Source organism: Cupriavidus sp. 01L46, from assembly GCF_056399905.1.
In genome coordinates, this window is the sequence record NZ_JBFTSF010000192.1 from 1 (window position 1) to 13,426 (window position 13,426).

The window sequence follows — 13,426 nt, forward strand, 5'->3', positions numbered from 1 at the left end:
ACTCAGGGGCGTGGCCACCAAGTACTTGCCGAACTACCTGGCTTGGCAACGGCTGATGAGCTGGAACAAGGAAGGCGTTTCCGCCGACGATGTCATCGCGTCAGCTCTCGGCAAGCAGGTCATCAACGTTTAATCTGAACAGCGCCGAAGCATCCGACGAGCGGGCTGTACGGCTTGGCGGGCAGCCTGGCGCACGAGTACCTGGTGGCCATGGGTACGGCGGCACGCTATGCCTGGGCCAACCGGGTGGTGCTGGCCGAGCTCGTGCGCAAGGAGCTGGCCGAGTTGTGCGGCGCGGCGGCTTCGCGGCTGGTGGTCGACGTGCCGCATAACGTGGTGCTGCGCGAAAACGGCCTCAATATCCACCGCAAGGGCGCGACCCCCGCGCACGACGGCGACCTGGCCCTGATCCCCGGTTCCATGGGGGATGCCTCCTATATAGTGAGAGGTTTGGGTCACACCGATTGGCTCTCGTCATGCAGCCACGGTGCCGGGCGCAGCGTCCGGCGCCAGGCCTCGCGCCGCCTCAAGAGCGATCATGCCAACGCCGAGTGGCGCTGCGTCACGCTGCGCGAGGAGCGCAGGGTGGAAGAAGCGCCCGAGGCCTACAAGCCGATCGGTCCGGTGCTGCAGGCACAGGAAGAGGCCGGGCTGATCGAAGCCGTGGCGCGGTTGAAGCCTTGGGTGACCTTCAAGGCTTGAAGTGAAAAGACGAATCGAACCAAGGGAGTAGAAACGATGAACGTCAGACAACCCGCGAGCGTGCTGAGCGCACACCCTGTTGCCGACGATGTTCGCGCACGCGTGCTTGACGAACTGGCGGCGATCGAGCGCCGTCACGATGTGCAAGTCATCTACGCCTGCGAATCCGGCAGCCGGGGCTGGGGCTTCGCCTCGCCGGATAGCGATTACGATGTGCGTTTTCTCTATGTGCACCGGCTCGACTGGTATCTGCAGGTGGAAGCAGGGCGGGATGTGATCGAGTTGCCGATCAACGATGAGCTTGATGTCAGCGGCTGGGAGTTGCGCAAGGCGCTGCAATTGCTGCATCGGTCCAATCCGACGCTGCTTGAGTGGCTGGACTCGCCCATTGTCTACCGGGAGGCGCTGCAAGCAATGACGCTGCTGAGGCCGGCCGCGCGCGACTTTTTCTCCCCGATGCGCGGGCGGCATCACTACCTGTCGATGGCGAAGAAGAACTTCCGTGGCTACCTGCAGGGGGATGAGGTCAGGTACAAGAAGTATCTCTATGTGCAGGCGCGGCTCGCCAACACCGCAATCGAACCCGATCACAAGCGTCCGCAGGGAGAGCCCGCCTCGCTGGATATGCTGATGCGGCGCATCGTGCTGGATCGGTGGGATTGATTGGCGGCGCACGCGCACGATACGTCATGGTGCGCCGCAGCGTAAGGCGTGCGCGGCATGGCCCGGAGGCTGCGCGTTCGCCAGCGATACCACGAATCACGACACTCCAGATTGAAACAGGGGTGGTCAAGCCCCGAGCCTTGTGCTTAAATTCACCCCGTTGGATGAAACAGGGGTGCCGTACGGATGGGCCGTGCGGCTGAGAGAGTCCCTTCGAACCCGATCCGGCTAGTACCGGCGTGGGAAGTTTCATGGTTACCGAACAGCTCCTGCCTTCTCCAAGGCACATGACCCGGCCACACCGCCGCGGCCATGCTCACAGGGCTCCTGGTTTCGTCCATCCCCGCAAGAGAGGACGACACCCATGGCCCGCACAAATACCGCCCCCGCCGCATCTTTCGAGTCGCTTGAAACCGATCTCGACAAAAAGTTTGCCTATCCGGCATCCAGCAAGACCTACCTGACCGGCAGCCGCCCCGATATCCGCGTGCCGCTGCGCACGATCCTGCAGACGTCCACGCGCACGGACAAGGGCGAGATGTCCAATCCGCCGATTCCCGTGTATGACACGTCGGGCCCGTACAGCGATCCGGACATCCATATCGACCTGAAGGCAGGCCTGCCCTCGGTACGCGGCAAGTGGATCGAAGAGCGCGGCGACACCGAAGTGCTGTCCGGCCTGTCGTCGGAATACGGCCTGGCGCGCGCCGCCGATCCGGCCACCGCGCACCTGCGCTTTGCCCAGCTGACCAACCCGCGCCGCGCCAAGGCCGGCGCCAACGTGTCGCAGATGCACTATGCGCGCCGCGGCATCATCACGCCCGAGATGGAATACGTGGCGCTGCGCGAGTCGCTGAACCTGCAGGCGCTGTACGACAAGCCCGAATACAAGGCGCTGCTGCGCCAGCACCCCGGCAATGCGCTGGGTGCCGCGCTGCCGCTGCGCCCGGAAGACATGACGCCGGAATTCGTGCGCCGCGAAATCGCTGCCGGCCGCGCCATCATTCCCGCCAACATCAACCACACCGAGCTGGAGCCGATGGCCATCGGGCGCAATTTCCGCGTCAAGATCAACGGCAACCTGGGCAACTCCGCCGTGACGTCGTCGCTGGCCGAGGAAGTGGAAAAGATGGTGTGGTCGATCCGCTGGGGCGCAGACACCATCATGGACCTGTCCACCGGCAAGCACATCCACGAAACCCGTGAGTGGATCCTGCGCAACTCGCCGGTGCCCATCGGCACGGTGCCCATCTACCAGGCGCTGGACAAGACCGGCGGCGTCGCCGAGGACCTGACCTGGGAAATGTTCCGCGACACGCTGATCGAGCAGGCCGAGCAGGGCGTGGACTACTTCACCATCCACGCCGGCGTGCTGCTGCGCTACGTGCCGATGACCGCGGACCGCGTCACCGGCATCGTCTCGCGCGGCGGCTCGATCATGGCCAAGTGGTGCCTGGCGCATCACAAGGAAAACTTCCTGTACACGCACTTCGACGAGATCTGCGAAATCATGAAGGCGTACGACGTGTCGTTCAGCCTGGGTGATGGCCTGCGTCCGGGTTGTATCGCCGACTCCAACGACGATGCCCAGTTCGGTGAGCTGCGCACGCTCGGCGAGCTGACCGACAAGGCCTGGAAGCACGACGTGCAGGTCATGATCGAAGGCCCGGGCCACGTGCCGCTGCAACGCATCCAGGCCAATATGGATGAAGAGCTCAAGCACTGCTACGAGGCCCCGTTCTACACGCTCGGACCGCTGGTGACGGACATCGCCCCCGGCTATGACCACATCACCAGCGGCATCGGTGCGGCCAACATCGGCTGGATGGGCACCGCCATGCTGTGCTACGTCACGCCGAAGGAACACCTGGGCTTGCCGGACAAGGAAGACGTTCGCGAAGGCATCATCACCTACAAGATCGCCGCACACGCGGCCGACCTTGCCAAAGGCTGGCCGGGCGCGCAGCTGCGCGACAACGCATTGTCCAAGGCGCGTTTCGAGTTCCGCTGGGAAGACCAGTTCAACCTCGGCCTGGACCCGGAACGCGCGCGTTCGTACCACGACGCCACGCTGCCGGCCGAAGGCGCCAAGATCGCGCATTTCTGCTCGATGTGCGGTCCCAAGTTCTGCTCGATGAAGATCACGCAGGAAGTGCGCGACTACGCCGCCTCGCTCAAGCCCGAAGCCGAGCAAGGCATGCAGGAAAAGTCGATCGAGTTCGTCAAGAGCGGCAGCAAGATCTACTCGTAAGGCGTAGGGCCATGGTGCGGCGCATGCCCTTGCAGCGCCGCACGCGAAGTACCGTGCCCCTTCCCTGAAGGGGCACGCCATGACTTAAAGGAGGCCGGTGCTCGCCGCGCCATCGCGGCGTGCACCGGCACAACCATCCCCATGACAACGCAGTCGTTTGATGTGGCCGTGCTCGGCGCCGGCCTGGCCGGGCGCCTTTCCGCCTGGCAACTGGTACGTGCAGGCCTGCGCGTGGCGCTGGTCGAGCGCGGTGGCCCCGACGGCGTTGGCTCTGCCGCGCACGTCGCCGCGGCGATGCTCGCGCCCCTGGCGGAATCCGCCATTGCCGAGCGCCGCATCGTCGAGCTTGGCACCGCCAGCGTCGACCTGTGGCGCGCCTGGGTAGCCGAAATGCCGGAACCCGTGTTCTTCCAGGAAGACGGCACACTGGTGGTATGGCATACGCGCGACCGCAGCGAGATGTCGCTGTTTACCAGCCGGGTGCGCGCCGTGGCGCCGCCCGAACTGGTGGCCGAGCGCATGCGCGCGCTGGACGGCAATGGCGTGGCCGCGCTCGAGCCCGCGCTCGCGGGCCGGTTCTCCCAGGGGCTGCTGCTGGCCGGCGAAGGCCAGCTGGACAATCGCGGCACGCTGCGCGCATTGCTGGCTTGCGCGGTGGCAGGCGGGCTGCATTGCGTCTGGGAGGCTGGTGAAATCGAAGCGGGCGACCTGCCCGCGCTGGGTATCTGCGCGCGCACCGTGCTGGATTGCCGTGGCCTGGGCGCCCGCGCCGCTTGGCCGGGGCAGCCCGCCGCGCACGGCAGCATGCCGGGATTGCGCGGCCTGCGCGGTGAAGTCGTGCGTGTGCACGCACCCGAGGTCAAGCTGCATCGCCCGGTGCGCCTGCTGCACCCGCGTTACCCGATCTATATCGCGCCCAAGCCCAACGACCTCTATGTGATCGGCGCCACCGAACTCGAAAGCGAAGATGATTCGCCGATGAGCGTGCGCTCCGCGCTGGAGCTGCTTTCCGCGGCGTACTCGCTGCACCCCGCCTTTGGCGAGGCGCGCGTGCTGGAACTCAATGTGCAGCGCCGCCCGACGCGCCCGGACCACCTGCCGGCCATCCGGGTCGACCAGCATGCCCGCATCGTGCGCCTCAATGGCCTGTACCGGCACGGCTTCCTGATCGCCCCGGCGGTCACGGAGGCTGCCTGCCAGGTGGTGCAGGCTCTGCTCGACGACGATCCTGCCGCGCACGCCGTGCCCGCCTCGGTGCGCTGGCCGGGCATGATCGCAGCCGCGCTCGATACCGTCGCCGGCTCGCCGGTGCTGCACTGAACGACAATGACCATGGATATCCTGCTCAACGGCCGTCCGCTCGCCCTTGCCGATAACGCCACGCTGGCCGATGCGGTGGCGGGCGCGGGCATCGCGCCGCCTTTTGCCGCCGCGCTCAACGGCCAGTTCGTGCCACGCGCCGCGCATGCGGCCACCGTGCTCGCCGCCGGCGATCGTATCGACCTCGTGCAACCCGTGACGGGAGGCTGACCCCAAATGACCTTCAATTCCGCAGAACCCCGGCGCGACCTGTTCGCCGACCCCTTCGTGCTCTATGGCGAGTCGTTTGCCTCGCGCTTGTTGCTGGGTACCGCGCGCTATCCGTCTCCCGCCACGCTGCAGGCCGCGGTGGAGGTGGCCCGGCCCGCCATGCTGACGGTGGCGCTGCGCCGCCAGGGCTCGGTCGGCGATGGCGAGGGCGGCCAGGCTTTCTGGCAGATGCTGCGCTCGCTCAACGTGCCGGTGCTGCCCAATACCGCCGGCTGCATGGCGCCGCAGGAAGCCATCACCACCGCCATGATGGCGCGCGAAGTGTTCGAGACCGACTGGATCAAGCTTGAGCTGGTGGGCGACGATTACACGCTGCAGCCCGACACGCTCAACCTGCCCGCCGTGGCCGAGACGCTGATCAAGGAAGGCTTCAAGGTGCTGCCGTATTGCACGGAGGACCTCGTGCTATGCCGCCGCCTGCTGGACGTGGGCTGCCAGGCGTTGATGCCCTGGGCCGCGCCCATCGGCACCGGGAAGGGCGCCGTCAACCCGCACGCCATGCGCCTGTTGCGCGAACGCTTGCCGGATACCCCGCTGATCGTCGACGCCGGCCTTGGGCTGCCGTCGCACGCGGCCCAGGTGCTGGAGTGGGGCTACGACGGCGTGCTGCTGAACACCGCCGTGGCGCAGGCTGCCTATCCGGTCAACATGGCACGCGCCTTTGCGCTGGCTGTGGACGCGGGCCGCACCGCCTACCTGGCTGGCCCCATGCCGGAGCGCGATATCGCGCAGGCCAGCACGCCGGTGGTAGGCATGCCGTTCTGGCACGCCGAAGGCGTGGAGGACCGCGCATGACCCGCAATCTTCTGCCTGCCGGCATCGACGCTGCGCTGCGCGACACGCTGCTGGCGCGCTATGGCGCCACCTTCGGCACCAGCGATAAAGCCTGGCGCGCGTGGGTGCAGGGCACCCCCCCCGCCGCGCTTGGTGATGCCGACGTGGTGCTGTTCGACGGCGAGGCCGACGAGGCCTCGCTGGCGCGCATTGCCGCAGCCGGCGCCATTGCCATCGAGAGCGACCGCGAAGGCGGGCAGTGGAGCGACACCGTGCGCTCGCCGATGGGCACCTGGGTCTTCAGCGCCCATGCCGACGACGACACCGCGCATTCGCCGGCCTTCGTCGCCGTGCTGCTGGCTTGCCTGGCGCTGCATTTCCCCGCGCACGATGCGCTCTGCCTGGCACGCGCCTGGCAGCCGGGCTCGCTGGACTGGCCGGTGGATTTCACGCGCTTCCCGCACGTGCGCCACGCCGCGCTGGTCGCACCGGAGCAGCGCGCCGAGCCCTTCGCTCCGTGCCCGCCGCTGGGCTTGTACGCGGTGGTGCCCAGCGCCGAATGGATCGAGCGGCTGGTGCCGCTGGCGGTGCCCACCGTGCAGCTGCGCTTCAAGTCCGGCGACGCGCAGGCCGTGCGCAGCGAGATCAAGCGTGCCGCCGAGGCCGCGCGCGGCAGCGCTTCGCGCCTGTTCATCAACGATCACTGGCGGGCTGCCATCGACTACCACGCCAGCCAGGGTGGCGACAGCGGCATCTATGGCATCCACCTCGGCCAGGAAGACCTCGACGAAGCCGACCTCGATGCGCTGCGCGCCTCCGGGCTGCGCCTTGGCGTATCCACGCACGGCTATGCCGAGATGCTGCGCGTGGCCACCATCGGCCCGAGCTACCTTGCGCTGGGTGCGATCTTCCCGACCACCACGAAAATCATGCCGACCGCGCCGCAGGGCCTGGGCCGCTTCCACGCCTACGTCAAGCTGATGCAGCCTGTGGTGCCCTCGCTGGTGGGCATCGGCGGTGTCGATGCGGCGCGCTTGCCGCAGGTGCTGGCGGTTGGCGTTGGCAGCGCGGCCGTGGTGCGCGCGATTACCGAGGCGGCCGACGTGCCGGCGGCGGTGACGAATCTGCTGGGGATGTTTCCGGCGGCTTGATGTGCCGCCTGGCCCGGAGGGAGGGTACGCAAGCGTGCGTCCGACCGCTCTCACTCCGGGCGCGCGGGCTCGCCGCATTCCGCCGCATACCGATGCCAGTCATTCGCCTAGCGACACCCGAGGACGTACCCGGCCTGCCTGCCATCGAACGCGCAGCGGCTGGGCTATTCCCCGAATCCGACCTGCCTCCCGCGCTGCGCCAGCAAGTCACGCCGCTCGACGACCTGCAACGCGCGCAGCGCGAGCGCCGCCTGTGGGTCGCCATGGCCCCCGACGGCACGCCAGCCGGCTTCGCGCTCGCCAGCGTGCTTGGCCAGCATGCCTATCTTGACGAGATGGACGTCCACCCCGCCCATGCCCGCCGCGGCTTCGGCCGCGCGCTTGTGCGCGCCGTGGCCGATGGTTTCCGCCGGCAAGGCCTGCGGTCGCTCGACCTCACCACTTTCAGCCACCTGCCGTGGAACGCGCCGTTCTACGCAAGCCTCGGCTTTCACCGGCTCGATGAAGCCGATCTCAGCCCGGCGCTTGGCGCCGCACTGGCGCGCGAGGCGGCGCTCGGCTTGCGGCAACGCATCGCCATGCGCCTGGCGTTGTGAGCAACGCCGGCGCCGCGCTGCGTTACGATAGCGCCGTGCCATCCACTCCGGCGAACGCCATGATCTCGTCCCAGTTCATCAGCCGCATCACCCTGCGGCGCGACATCGTCGACAGCTTCGAGCGCTACCCCTTCAGCCTGCCCGCGGTGCGCACGCTGGATGCGATGGATATGCACCCCAAGGTGACCTTCCTGGTTGGCGAGAACGGCTCGGGCAAGTCCACACTGATGGAGGCCATCGCCGTGGCCATGGGTTACAACGCCGAGGGCGGCTCGCGCAATTTCAGCTTCGGCACGCGCCGGTCGCATTCGGTACTGCACGAATACCTGCGCGTCGCGCGCGGCTTCAAGCGCCCGCGCGATGGCTTCTTCCTGCGCGCGGAGAGCTTCTTCAACGTGGCCACGGAAATCGAGCGCCTGGACCAGGAGCCGGCCTTTAGCCCACCCGTCATCAACGCCTACGGCGGACGATCGTTGCACGAGCAATCGCATGGCGAATCGTTTCTCGCGCTGATGATGCATCGTTTTGGCGGCAACGGGCTCTACCTGCTCGACGAGCCCGAGGCGGCGCTGTCGCCGCAGCGGCAGCTGGCGGTTCTGTCGCGCATCCACGATCTGGCGGAAAACGGCTCGCAGTTCATCATCGCCACGCACTCACCGATCCTGATGGCCTATCCCAATGCGTGGATCTACACCTGCTCGCCGGACGGCGTGGCGCGGATCGACTATCAGGACACCGAGCACTTTCGCGTGACGCGTGATTTCCTGGCCAATCCCGAGCGCATGCTGCGCGTGCTGTTTGGCGACGAGCCGGGCGGCGAGAGAGGGCCGGCCTAAATGCTCCGCTATCCCACGCTGATCGTCTCCCTGTTGATGCTGCTTCTCACATTCAGTGGCGGGGATGCGCACTGGATCGCCGGTGTGGGCATGCTTGACCGAGCGCTGCAGGGCGGCGCCTTTGTCTGGATTTTCCTGTTTTGTTTCCTGGCCTACATTCCGCTTTTGGTGCTGGTTGCCAGCTACACGCTGCGGGATCTGCTGGCGCTCTACCTGTATAGGAACCGGCGCGCTGTCGTCAGCCTGTTCTTGTTTTCCGTGATGCCAACCATTGCGCTTTACCGCTTCAATGCCTGGTTCGTTCGGGAGATCCTGTAGGCCAGGCAAGCAAGATCGAAGCCGCGGTAAGCGGCCATGTCTGCGCCATCCACATCGAAGTTGGCGCTACCATTGCGGCCGGCGACGCCGTGATGATGATCGAGTCCATGAACATGGAGATTCCGCTCGAATCCGAATATGCTGGCGTGGTCAAGGCCATCCTGGTGCAGCCCGGCGACGCCGTCGCCGAGGGCCAGGCGGTGGTGGAACTCGCATAACGCGAATAGCGCGAATAACGCGAATAAGGAAGAATTGTTTTGGAAAGTCCCGCTCAGATTGTCCCGGTAGCGCCGGGCACGCCCGAGAAGCCCTACTTCGGCATCGACGTGCCGCTGATGCGCCATCTTGGCCTGCAGCCGGTGCGGATGGAAGAGGGCCTGTGCCGCACGCGCCTGCCTGTCAGCCCGTTCCTGGTCAACAGCCGGGGCGACGTGCACGGCGGCACCTTGATGGCCACGCTGGATTTCACGCTCAGCGGCGCCGCGCGCTCGCATGCGCCGCTGGAAACCGGCGTGATCACCATCGACATGTCCACGCATTTCCTGGCTGCGGCACGCGGTGAACTGCACCTGGAAGCGCGCTGCATGCGGCGCGGCGCGCGCATCGCGTTTTGCGAGGGCGAAGTGAAGAGCGCCGCTGGTGAAGTGGTGTGCGTGGCGCGAGCGGCGTTCAAGCTGGTGCCGCTGAGCAGCGGCGGCGACTGACGCTTCAGGCGTTGCCGCTGGCCGGCCGGTAGACCTGCGCAAAGCGGGCCTGCTGGACGACGCCGTAGTCGTTCGGGGCGTACTGCATCAGCCAGTCGCCAGCCGCGCCCTGCAGCACGTCGCCGCCGGCGGAGCGGGCGATGCTGAAGGCTTCGTCCATGCGTTTGGCCAGCACCACGCCAGGGATGTTCTGGTAGGCGCCGTCCTGGCCGTGCGTGCCGGCTTGCAGCGGTTCGTACTTGGGGTCGAAGCGCTCGCGGGATACGACCCAGCGGTCGCCGGTGGAGCCCGTGATGATCGCGTCGCCGGGTTGGTAGCGGTTGGGGCCTTCGAGGCTGATGAGTTCGCCGGGTTCTTTGGCGAAGGCCACCTGGACTACTTCATGTTTTTGGTAGAGGGCGGCAGCGGGGTCGGTGCGCAGGTCGATGTGGGCTAGGGTAGGCATGGCGTGGCGGATGTCAGGCTGGGGCGCAAATCATACCGCTGGTTTGCGCCCCTTCCTTAGCCCGGTACCTAACCCGGTACCTAACCCGGCATTTAGCCCAGCACCCGCGGCGCAAAGCCGTGATTCAGCGGTCCGTTGCCCGCCCCAAGCGCAAAGTCGGCACCCGCCACAATTGCATCGGCCACGAAATCCAGCGCCACTTCCACCGCGTCTTCCAGCTTGTCGCCCCTTGCCAGCTGGGCAGCAATGGCCGCGGCCAGTGTGCAGCCGGTGCCATGCAGGTTGCGGGTGTCGACCCGCTGGTGCCTGAACACGCGCACGATGCCGCCGGCGCTCAGCAGCAGGTCATCCAGGCCGGCATCGGCCGGATCCAGGTGCCCGCCCTTGAGCAGCACCGCCGGGCAGCCCAGCGCGAGCAGGTCGCGTGCAGCTTGCTCCATCTCTTCGCGGCGGGTGATCTCGCGGCCTAGCAGGTAGGACGCCTCGGGCAGGTTGGGCGTGACCAGCACGGCGCGCGGGAACAGCAGGCGCACCATGGCCTGGGTGGTGACGTCGTCCGCCAGGGTGGCGCCGGAGGTGGAGATCATGACCGGGTCCACCACCAGCTGGCGAATGCCATGGCGGTCCACCGCGGCGGCTACCGCCTCGACGATGGCGGCGGTGCCCAGCATGCCGGTCTTGGCCGCATCCACGCCGATATCGCTGGCAACCGCATCGATCTGGGCCGCTACCATGTCGGCCGGGATGGCATGCACGCCGCTCACGCCGAGCGTGTTCTGCGCCGTGATGGCGGTGATCGCGCTCATGCCGAAACAGCCCAGCGCGGCAAAGGTCTTGAGATCGGCCTGGATGCCGGCGCCGCCACCTGAGTCGGAGCCGGCGATGGTCAGGGTGCGCGGGGGGCGGTGTGTCGTCAGGGTCATGTGCTGGGCCGGCGGTCAAGAAAAATTCATGGCGGTGGCGGTGCCAAGCGTGCCGGGGCAGGCTACAATACCGCCACTCCGAGGAGCGTTGCAACGAATGGGCCTTATTGTGCCATTCGCCAGGCTCGGACTGTCTTCAACGGCGCTCGCTGATCCGTGGCACACACGGAGGCGAGTCGACCTATCCGCCCGTTATGCAATGGCCTTGGTTTTCACCATCCTTGCATGGCGCGGCCGTATTCCCCGCACTCGTCCTTCGTCGCCACTCTTCATCGGAGTGATACATGAACGCAGTGACTGACCTGAAGAACGATTACCTCGTGGCCGACCTGGGCCTCGCCGGCTGGGGCCGCAAGGAAATCGCCATCGCCGAAACCGAAATGCCCGGCCTGATGGCCATCCGCGACGAGTACGCTGCCGCGCAGCCCCTGAAGGGCGCGCGCATCGCCGGCTCGCTGCACATGACCATCCAGACCGCCGTGCTGATCGAGACGCTGGTGGCGCTTGGCGCCGACGTGCGCTGGGCATCGTGCAACATCTTCTCGACCCAGGACCACGCCGCCGCGGCCATCGCCGCTTCGGGCACGCCGGTGTTCGCCTTCAAGGGCGAATCGCTGAAGGAATACTGGGACTTCACCCACCGCATCTTCGACTGGAAGGATGGCGGTACCCCCAACATGATCCTGGACGACGGCGGCGATGCCACGCTGCTGCTGCACCTGGGCGCCCGCGCCGAGAAGGACGCATCGCTGATCGCCAACCCGGGCAGCGAGGAAGAGACCTTCCTGTTCGCCGCGATCAAGGAAAAGCTGGCCAAGGACCCGTCCTGGTACAGCCGTAACCTGGACGCCATCAAGGGCGTGACCGAGGAAACCACAACGGGCGTGCACCGCCTGTACCAGATGGCGCAAAAGGGCGAGCTCAAGTTCCCCGCCATCAACGTCAACGACTCGGTGACCAAGAGCAAGTTCGACAACCTGTATGGCTGCCGTGAATCGCTGGTGGACGGCATCAAGCGCGCCACCGACGTGATGATCGCCGGCAAGGTTGCGCTGGTGGCCGGCTACGGCGACGTGGGCAAGGGCAGCGCGCAGGCACTGCGTGCCCTGTCGGCCCAGGTGTGGGTGACCGAAGTCGATCCGATCTGCGCACTGCAGGCCGCGATGGAAGGCTACCGCGTGGTGACCATGGAATACGCTGCCGACAAGGCCGACATCTTCGTCACCTGCACCGGCAACTACCACGTCATCACCCATGACCACATGGCCAAGATGAAGGACCAGGCCATCGTCTGCAACATCGGCCACTTCGACAACGAGATCGACATCGCCTCGCTGGAAAAGTACGAGTGGGACGAGATCAAGCCGCAGGTCGACCACGTGGTGTTCCCCGCCGTTGGCGATCAACCCAGCAAGAAGATCATCATCCTGGCCAAGGGCCGCCTGGTGAACCTGGGCTGCGGCACGGGCCACCCGTCGTACGTGATGAGCAGCTCGTTCGCCAACCAGACCATCGCCCAGATCGAACTGTGGCAGGAACGCGAAAGCGGCAAGTACCCGGTCGGCGTCTACACGCTGCCCAAGCACCTGGACGAAAAGGTCGCGCGCCTGCAGCTGAAGAAGCTCAACGCGCAGCTGTCCGAGCTGACCGAGCAGCAAGCCGCCTATATCGGCGTGAGCAAGCAAGGCCCGTACAAGGCCGACCACTACCGTTATTGATCGGCCGGTGACCGCAGGCCGATCTGCGTTTGATCGGCCGCCGGTTCGTCAACCTGCGGCGCCCGCGCGCCGCGGGTGCCGTGCCCCGAACCTGCCCCGAACCCGTTTTACCCGAGCGAAGGAGTCGTCATGAGATTGTTGGCCGTCTGGATCATCAACGCCGCCGCGCTGTTTCTGGTGGGCAGCCTGATCGATGGGATTCATCTTGGCGGCTTCGGCTCGGCCATGATCGCCGCGCTGGTGCTTGGCCTGGTGAATACCTTGATCCGCCCGATCCTGGTGATCCTGACCTTGCCGGTGACGCTGCTGACGCTTGGCCTGTTCATCTTCGTGATCAACGCGCTGCTGTTCCTGTTCGTGGGCAAGCTGCTGGCCGGTTTCGTGGTCACCGGCTTTGGCGCGGCCCTGCTCGGCTCGATCCTCTACAGCGTGATCTCCTGGGCCCTGTCGAGCGTGCTGCTCGGCGAACGCCGCAGCGCCTGACGCCGTCCGGCGTCCCATGCCAATTTTTCAGCGCGCCGCGCCATAGGCGGCGCGCCACCATCATGCAAGACCGCTACTTCAGCTTTGAATTTTTCCCGCCCAAGACGGCGGAGGGCGCCGAGAAGCTGCGCAACACGCGTGCGCAGCTCGCTCCGCTGAAGCCCAAGTTCATCTCGGTGACCTTCGGCGCCGGCGGCACCACCCAGCAGGGCACGCTGGACGCCGTGCTGGAGATCCAGCGCGAAGGCATCGAGGCCGCGCCGCACTTGTCG

At 66.5% G+C, this 13,426-nt stretch carries 15 protein-coding genes, 3 pseudogenes and 2 riboswitches; of the genes and pseudogenes, 16 read left to right on the plus strand and 2 right to left on the minus strand.

The window, feature by feature from the left end; all coding sequences use genetic code 11:
- The 13 genes and pseudogenes from AC1DS3_RS26450 to AC1DS3_RS26510 all read left to right on the plus strand — a co-directional run.
- Window positions 1-133: pseudogene (locus AC1DS3_RS26450) on the plus strand (IS1595-like element ISCARN29 family transposase); the annotation flags it as partial.
- 14 nt (window positions 134-147) lie between these two features.
- Window positions 148-702: pseudogene (locus tag AC1DS3_RS26455) on the plus strand (RtcB family protein); the annotation flags it as partial.
- A 36-nt stretch (window positions 703-738) separates the two neighbouring features.
- Window positions 739-1,254, plus strand: a pseudogene (locus tag AC1DS3_RS26460) (nucleotidyltransferase domain-containing protein); the annotation flags it as partial.
- Between the two features lie 272 nt (window positions 1,255-1,526).
- A riboswitch (TPP riboswitch) is annotated at window positions 1,527-1,628 on the plus strand.
- Between the two features lie 101 nt (window positions 1,629-1,729).
- Window positions 1,730-3,616, plus strand: coding sequence for a phosphomethylpyrimidine synthase ThiC (gene thiC, locus AC1DS3_RS26465; RefSeq protein ID WP_441641114.1), 1,887 nt, complete (start codon window positions 1,730-1,732; stop codon window positions 3,614-3,616).
- Window positions 3,617-3,757: 141 nt separating this feature from the next.
- On the plus strand, window positions 3,758-4,936 hold the full coding sequence (locus AC1DS3_RS26470; protein WP_441641115.1) for an FAD-dependent oxidoreductase: 1,179 nt from the start codon (window positions 3,758-3,760) through the stop codon (window positions 4,934-4,936).
- Window positions 4,937-4,948: 12 nt separating this feature from the next.
- On the plus strand, window positions 4,949-5,146 hold the full coding sequence (gene thiS / locus AC1DS3_RS26475; protein ID WP_150989923.1) for a sulfur carrier protein ThiS: 198 nt from the start codon (window positions 4,949-4,951) through the stop codon (window positions 5,144-5,146).
- A 6-nt stretch (window positions 5,147-5,152) separates the two neighbouring features.
- Window positions 5,153-6,001 (plus strand): thiazole synthase, encoded by an 849-nt coding sequence (locus AC1DS3_RS26480; protein WP_441641116.1) that lies wholly within the window; start codon window positions 5,153-5,155, stop codon window positions 5,999-6,001.
- The gene (locus tag AC1DS3_RS26485; protein WP_441641117.1) at window positions 5,998-7,131 is read left to right on the plus strand and encodes a thiamine phosphate synthase; all 1,134 of its coding nucleotides are present in this window, start codon (window positions 5,998-6,000) and stop codon (window positions 7,129-7,131) included. Before AC1DS3_RS26480 ends, AC1DS3_RS26485 begins: the two co-directional genes overlap by 4 nt.
- Before the next feature lie 92 nt (window positions 7,132-7,223).
- Window positions 7,224-7,727 carry a GNAT family N-acetyltransferase gene (locus AC1DS3_RS26490; protein ID WP_441641118.1) on the plus strand — a complete coding sequence of 168 codons (504 nt, stop codon included), beginning with the start codon at window positions 7,224-7,226 and terminating at the stop codon, window positions 7,725-7,727.
- Between the two features lie 59 nt (window positions 7,728-7,786).
- Window positions 7,787-8,563 (plus strand): AAA family ATPase, encoded by a 777-nt coding sequence (locus AC1DS3_RS26495; protein WP_441641131.1) that lies wholly within the window; start codon window positions 7,787-7,789, stop codon window positions 8,561-8,563.
- Window positions 8,564-8,881 carry a hypothetical protein gene (locus tag AC1DS3_RS26500; RefSeq protein WP_441641119.1) on the plus strand — a complete coding sequence of 106 codons (318 nt, stop codon included), beginning with the start codon at window positions 8,564-8,566 and terminating at the stop codon, window positions 8,879-8,881.
- 14 nt (window positions 8,882-8,895) lie between these two features.
- Window positions 8,896-9,099, plus strand: coding sequence for an acyl-CoA carboxylase biotin carboxyl carrier protein subunit (locus AC1DS3_RS26505; protein WP_441641132.1), 204 nt, complete (start codon window positions 8,896-8,898; stop codon window positions 9,097-9,099).
- A 39-nt stretch (window positions 9,100-9,138) separates the two neighbouring features.
- A complete protein-coding gene (locus AC1DS3_RS26510; protein WP_441641120.1) occupies window positions 9,139-9,585 on the plus strand; it encodes a PaaI family thioesterase in 447 nt (148 codons plus the stop codon).
- Window positions 9,586-9,589: 4 nt separating this feature from the next.
- On the opposite strand, the gene AC1DS3_RS26515 is transcribed toward AC1DS3_RS26510, so the two are convergent.
- Together AC1DS3_RS26515 and thiD are read right to left on the minus strand one after the other, a co-directional pair.
- A complete protein-coding gene (locus AC1DS3_RS26515; RefSeq protein ID WP_441641121.1) occupies window positions 9,590-10,030 on the minus strand; it encodes a PGDYG domain-containing protein in 441 nt (146 codons plus the stop codon).
- A gap of 92 nt (window positions 10,031-10,122) precedes the next feature.
- On the minus strand, window positions 10,123-10,953 hold the full coding sequence (gene thiD, locus AC1DS3_RS26520) for a bifunctional hydroxymethylpyrimidine kinase/phosphomethylpyrimidine kinase (protein ID WP_441641122.1): 831 nt from the start codon (window positions 10,951-10,953) through the stop codon (window positions 10,123-10,125).
- 74 nt (window positions 10,954-11,027) lie between these two features.
- A riboswitch (S-adenosyl-L-homocysteine riboswitch) is annotated at window positions 11,028-11,108 on the plus strand.
- Window positions 11,109-11,237: 129 nt separating this feature from the next.
- Between thiD and ahcY the strand changes: the two genes are divergently transcribed.
- From ahcY to AC1DS3_RS26535, 3 genes are all read left to right on the plus strand, one after another.
- The gene (gene ahcY / locus AC1DS3_RS26525) at window positions 11,238-12,671 is read left to right on the plus strand and encodes an adenosylhomocysteinase (RefSeq protein ID WP_043343154.1); all 1,434 of its coding nucleotides are present in this window, start codon (window positions 11,238-11,240) and stop codon (window positions 12,669-12,671) included.
- Window positions 12,672-12,800: 129 nt separating this feature from the next.
- On the plus strand, window positions 12,801-13,154 hold the full coding sequence (locus AC1DS3_RS26530) for a phage holin family protein (RefSeq protein ID WP_150989950.1): 354 nt from the start codon (window positions 12,801-12,803) through the stop codon (window positions 13,152-13,154).
- Window positions 13,155-13,216: 62 nt separating this feature from the next.
- A partial coding sequence (locus tag AC1DS3_RS26535) for a methylenetetrahydrofolate reductase (protein ID WP_477128279.1) occupies window positions 13,217-13,426 on the plus strand: 210 nt, incomplete at its 3' end.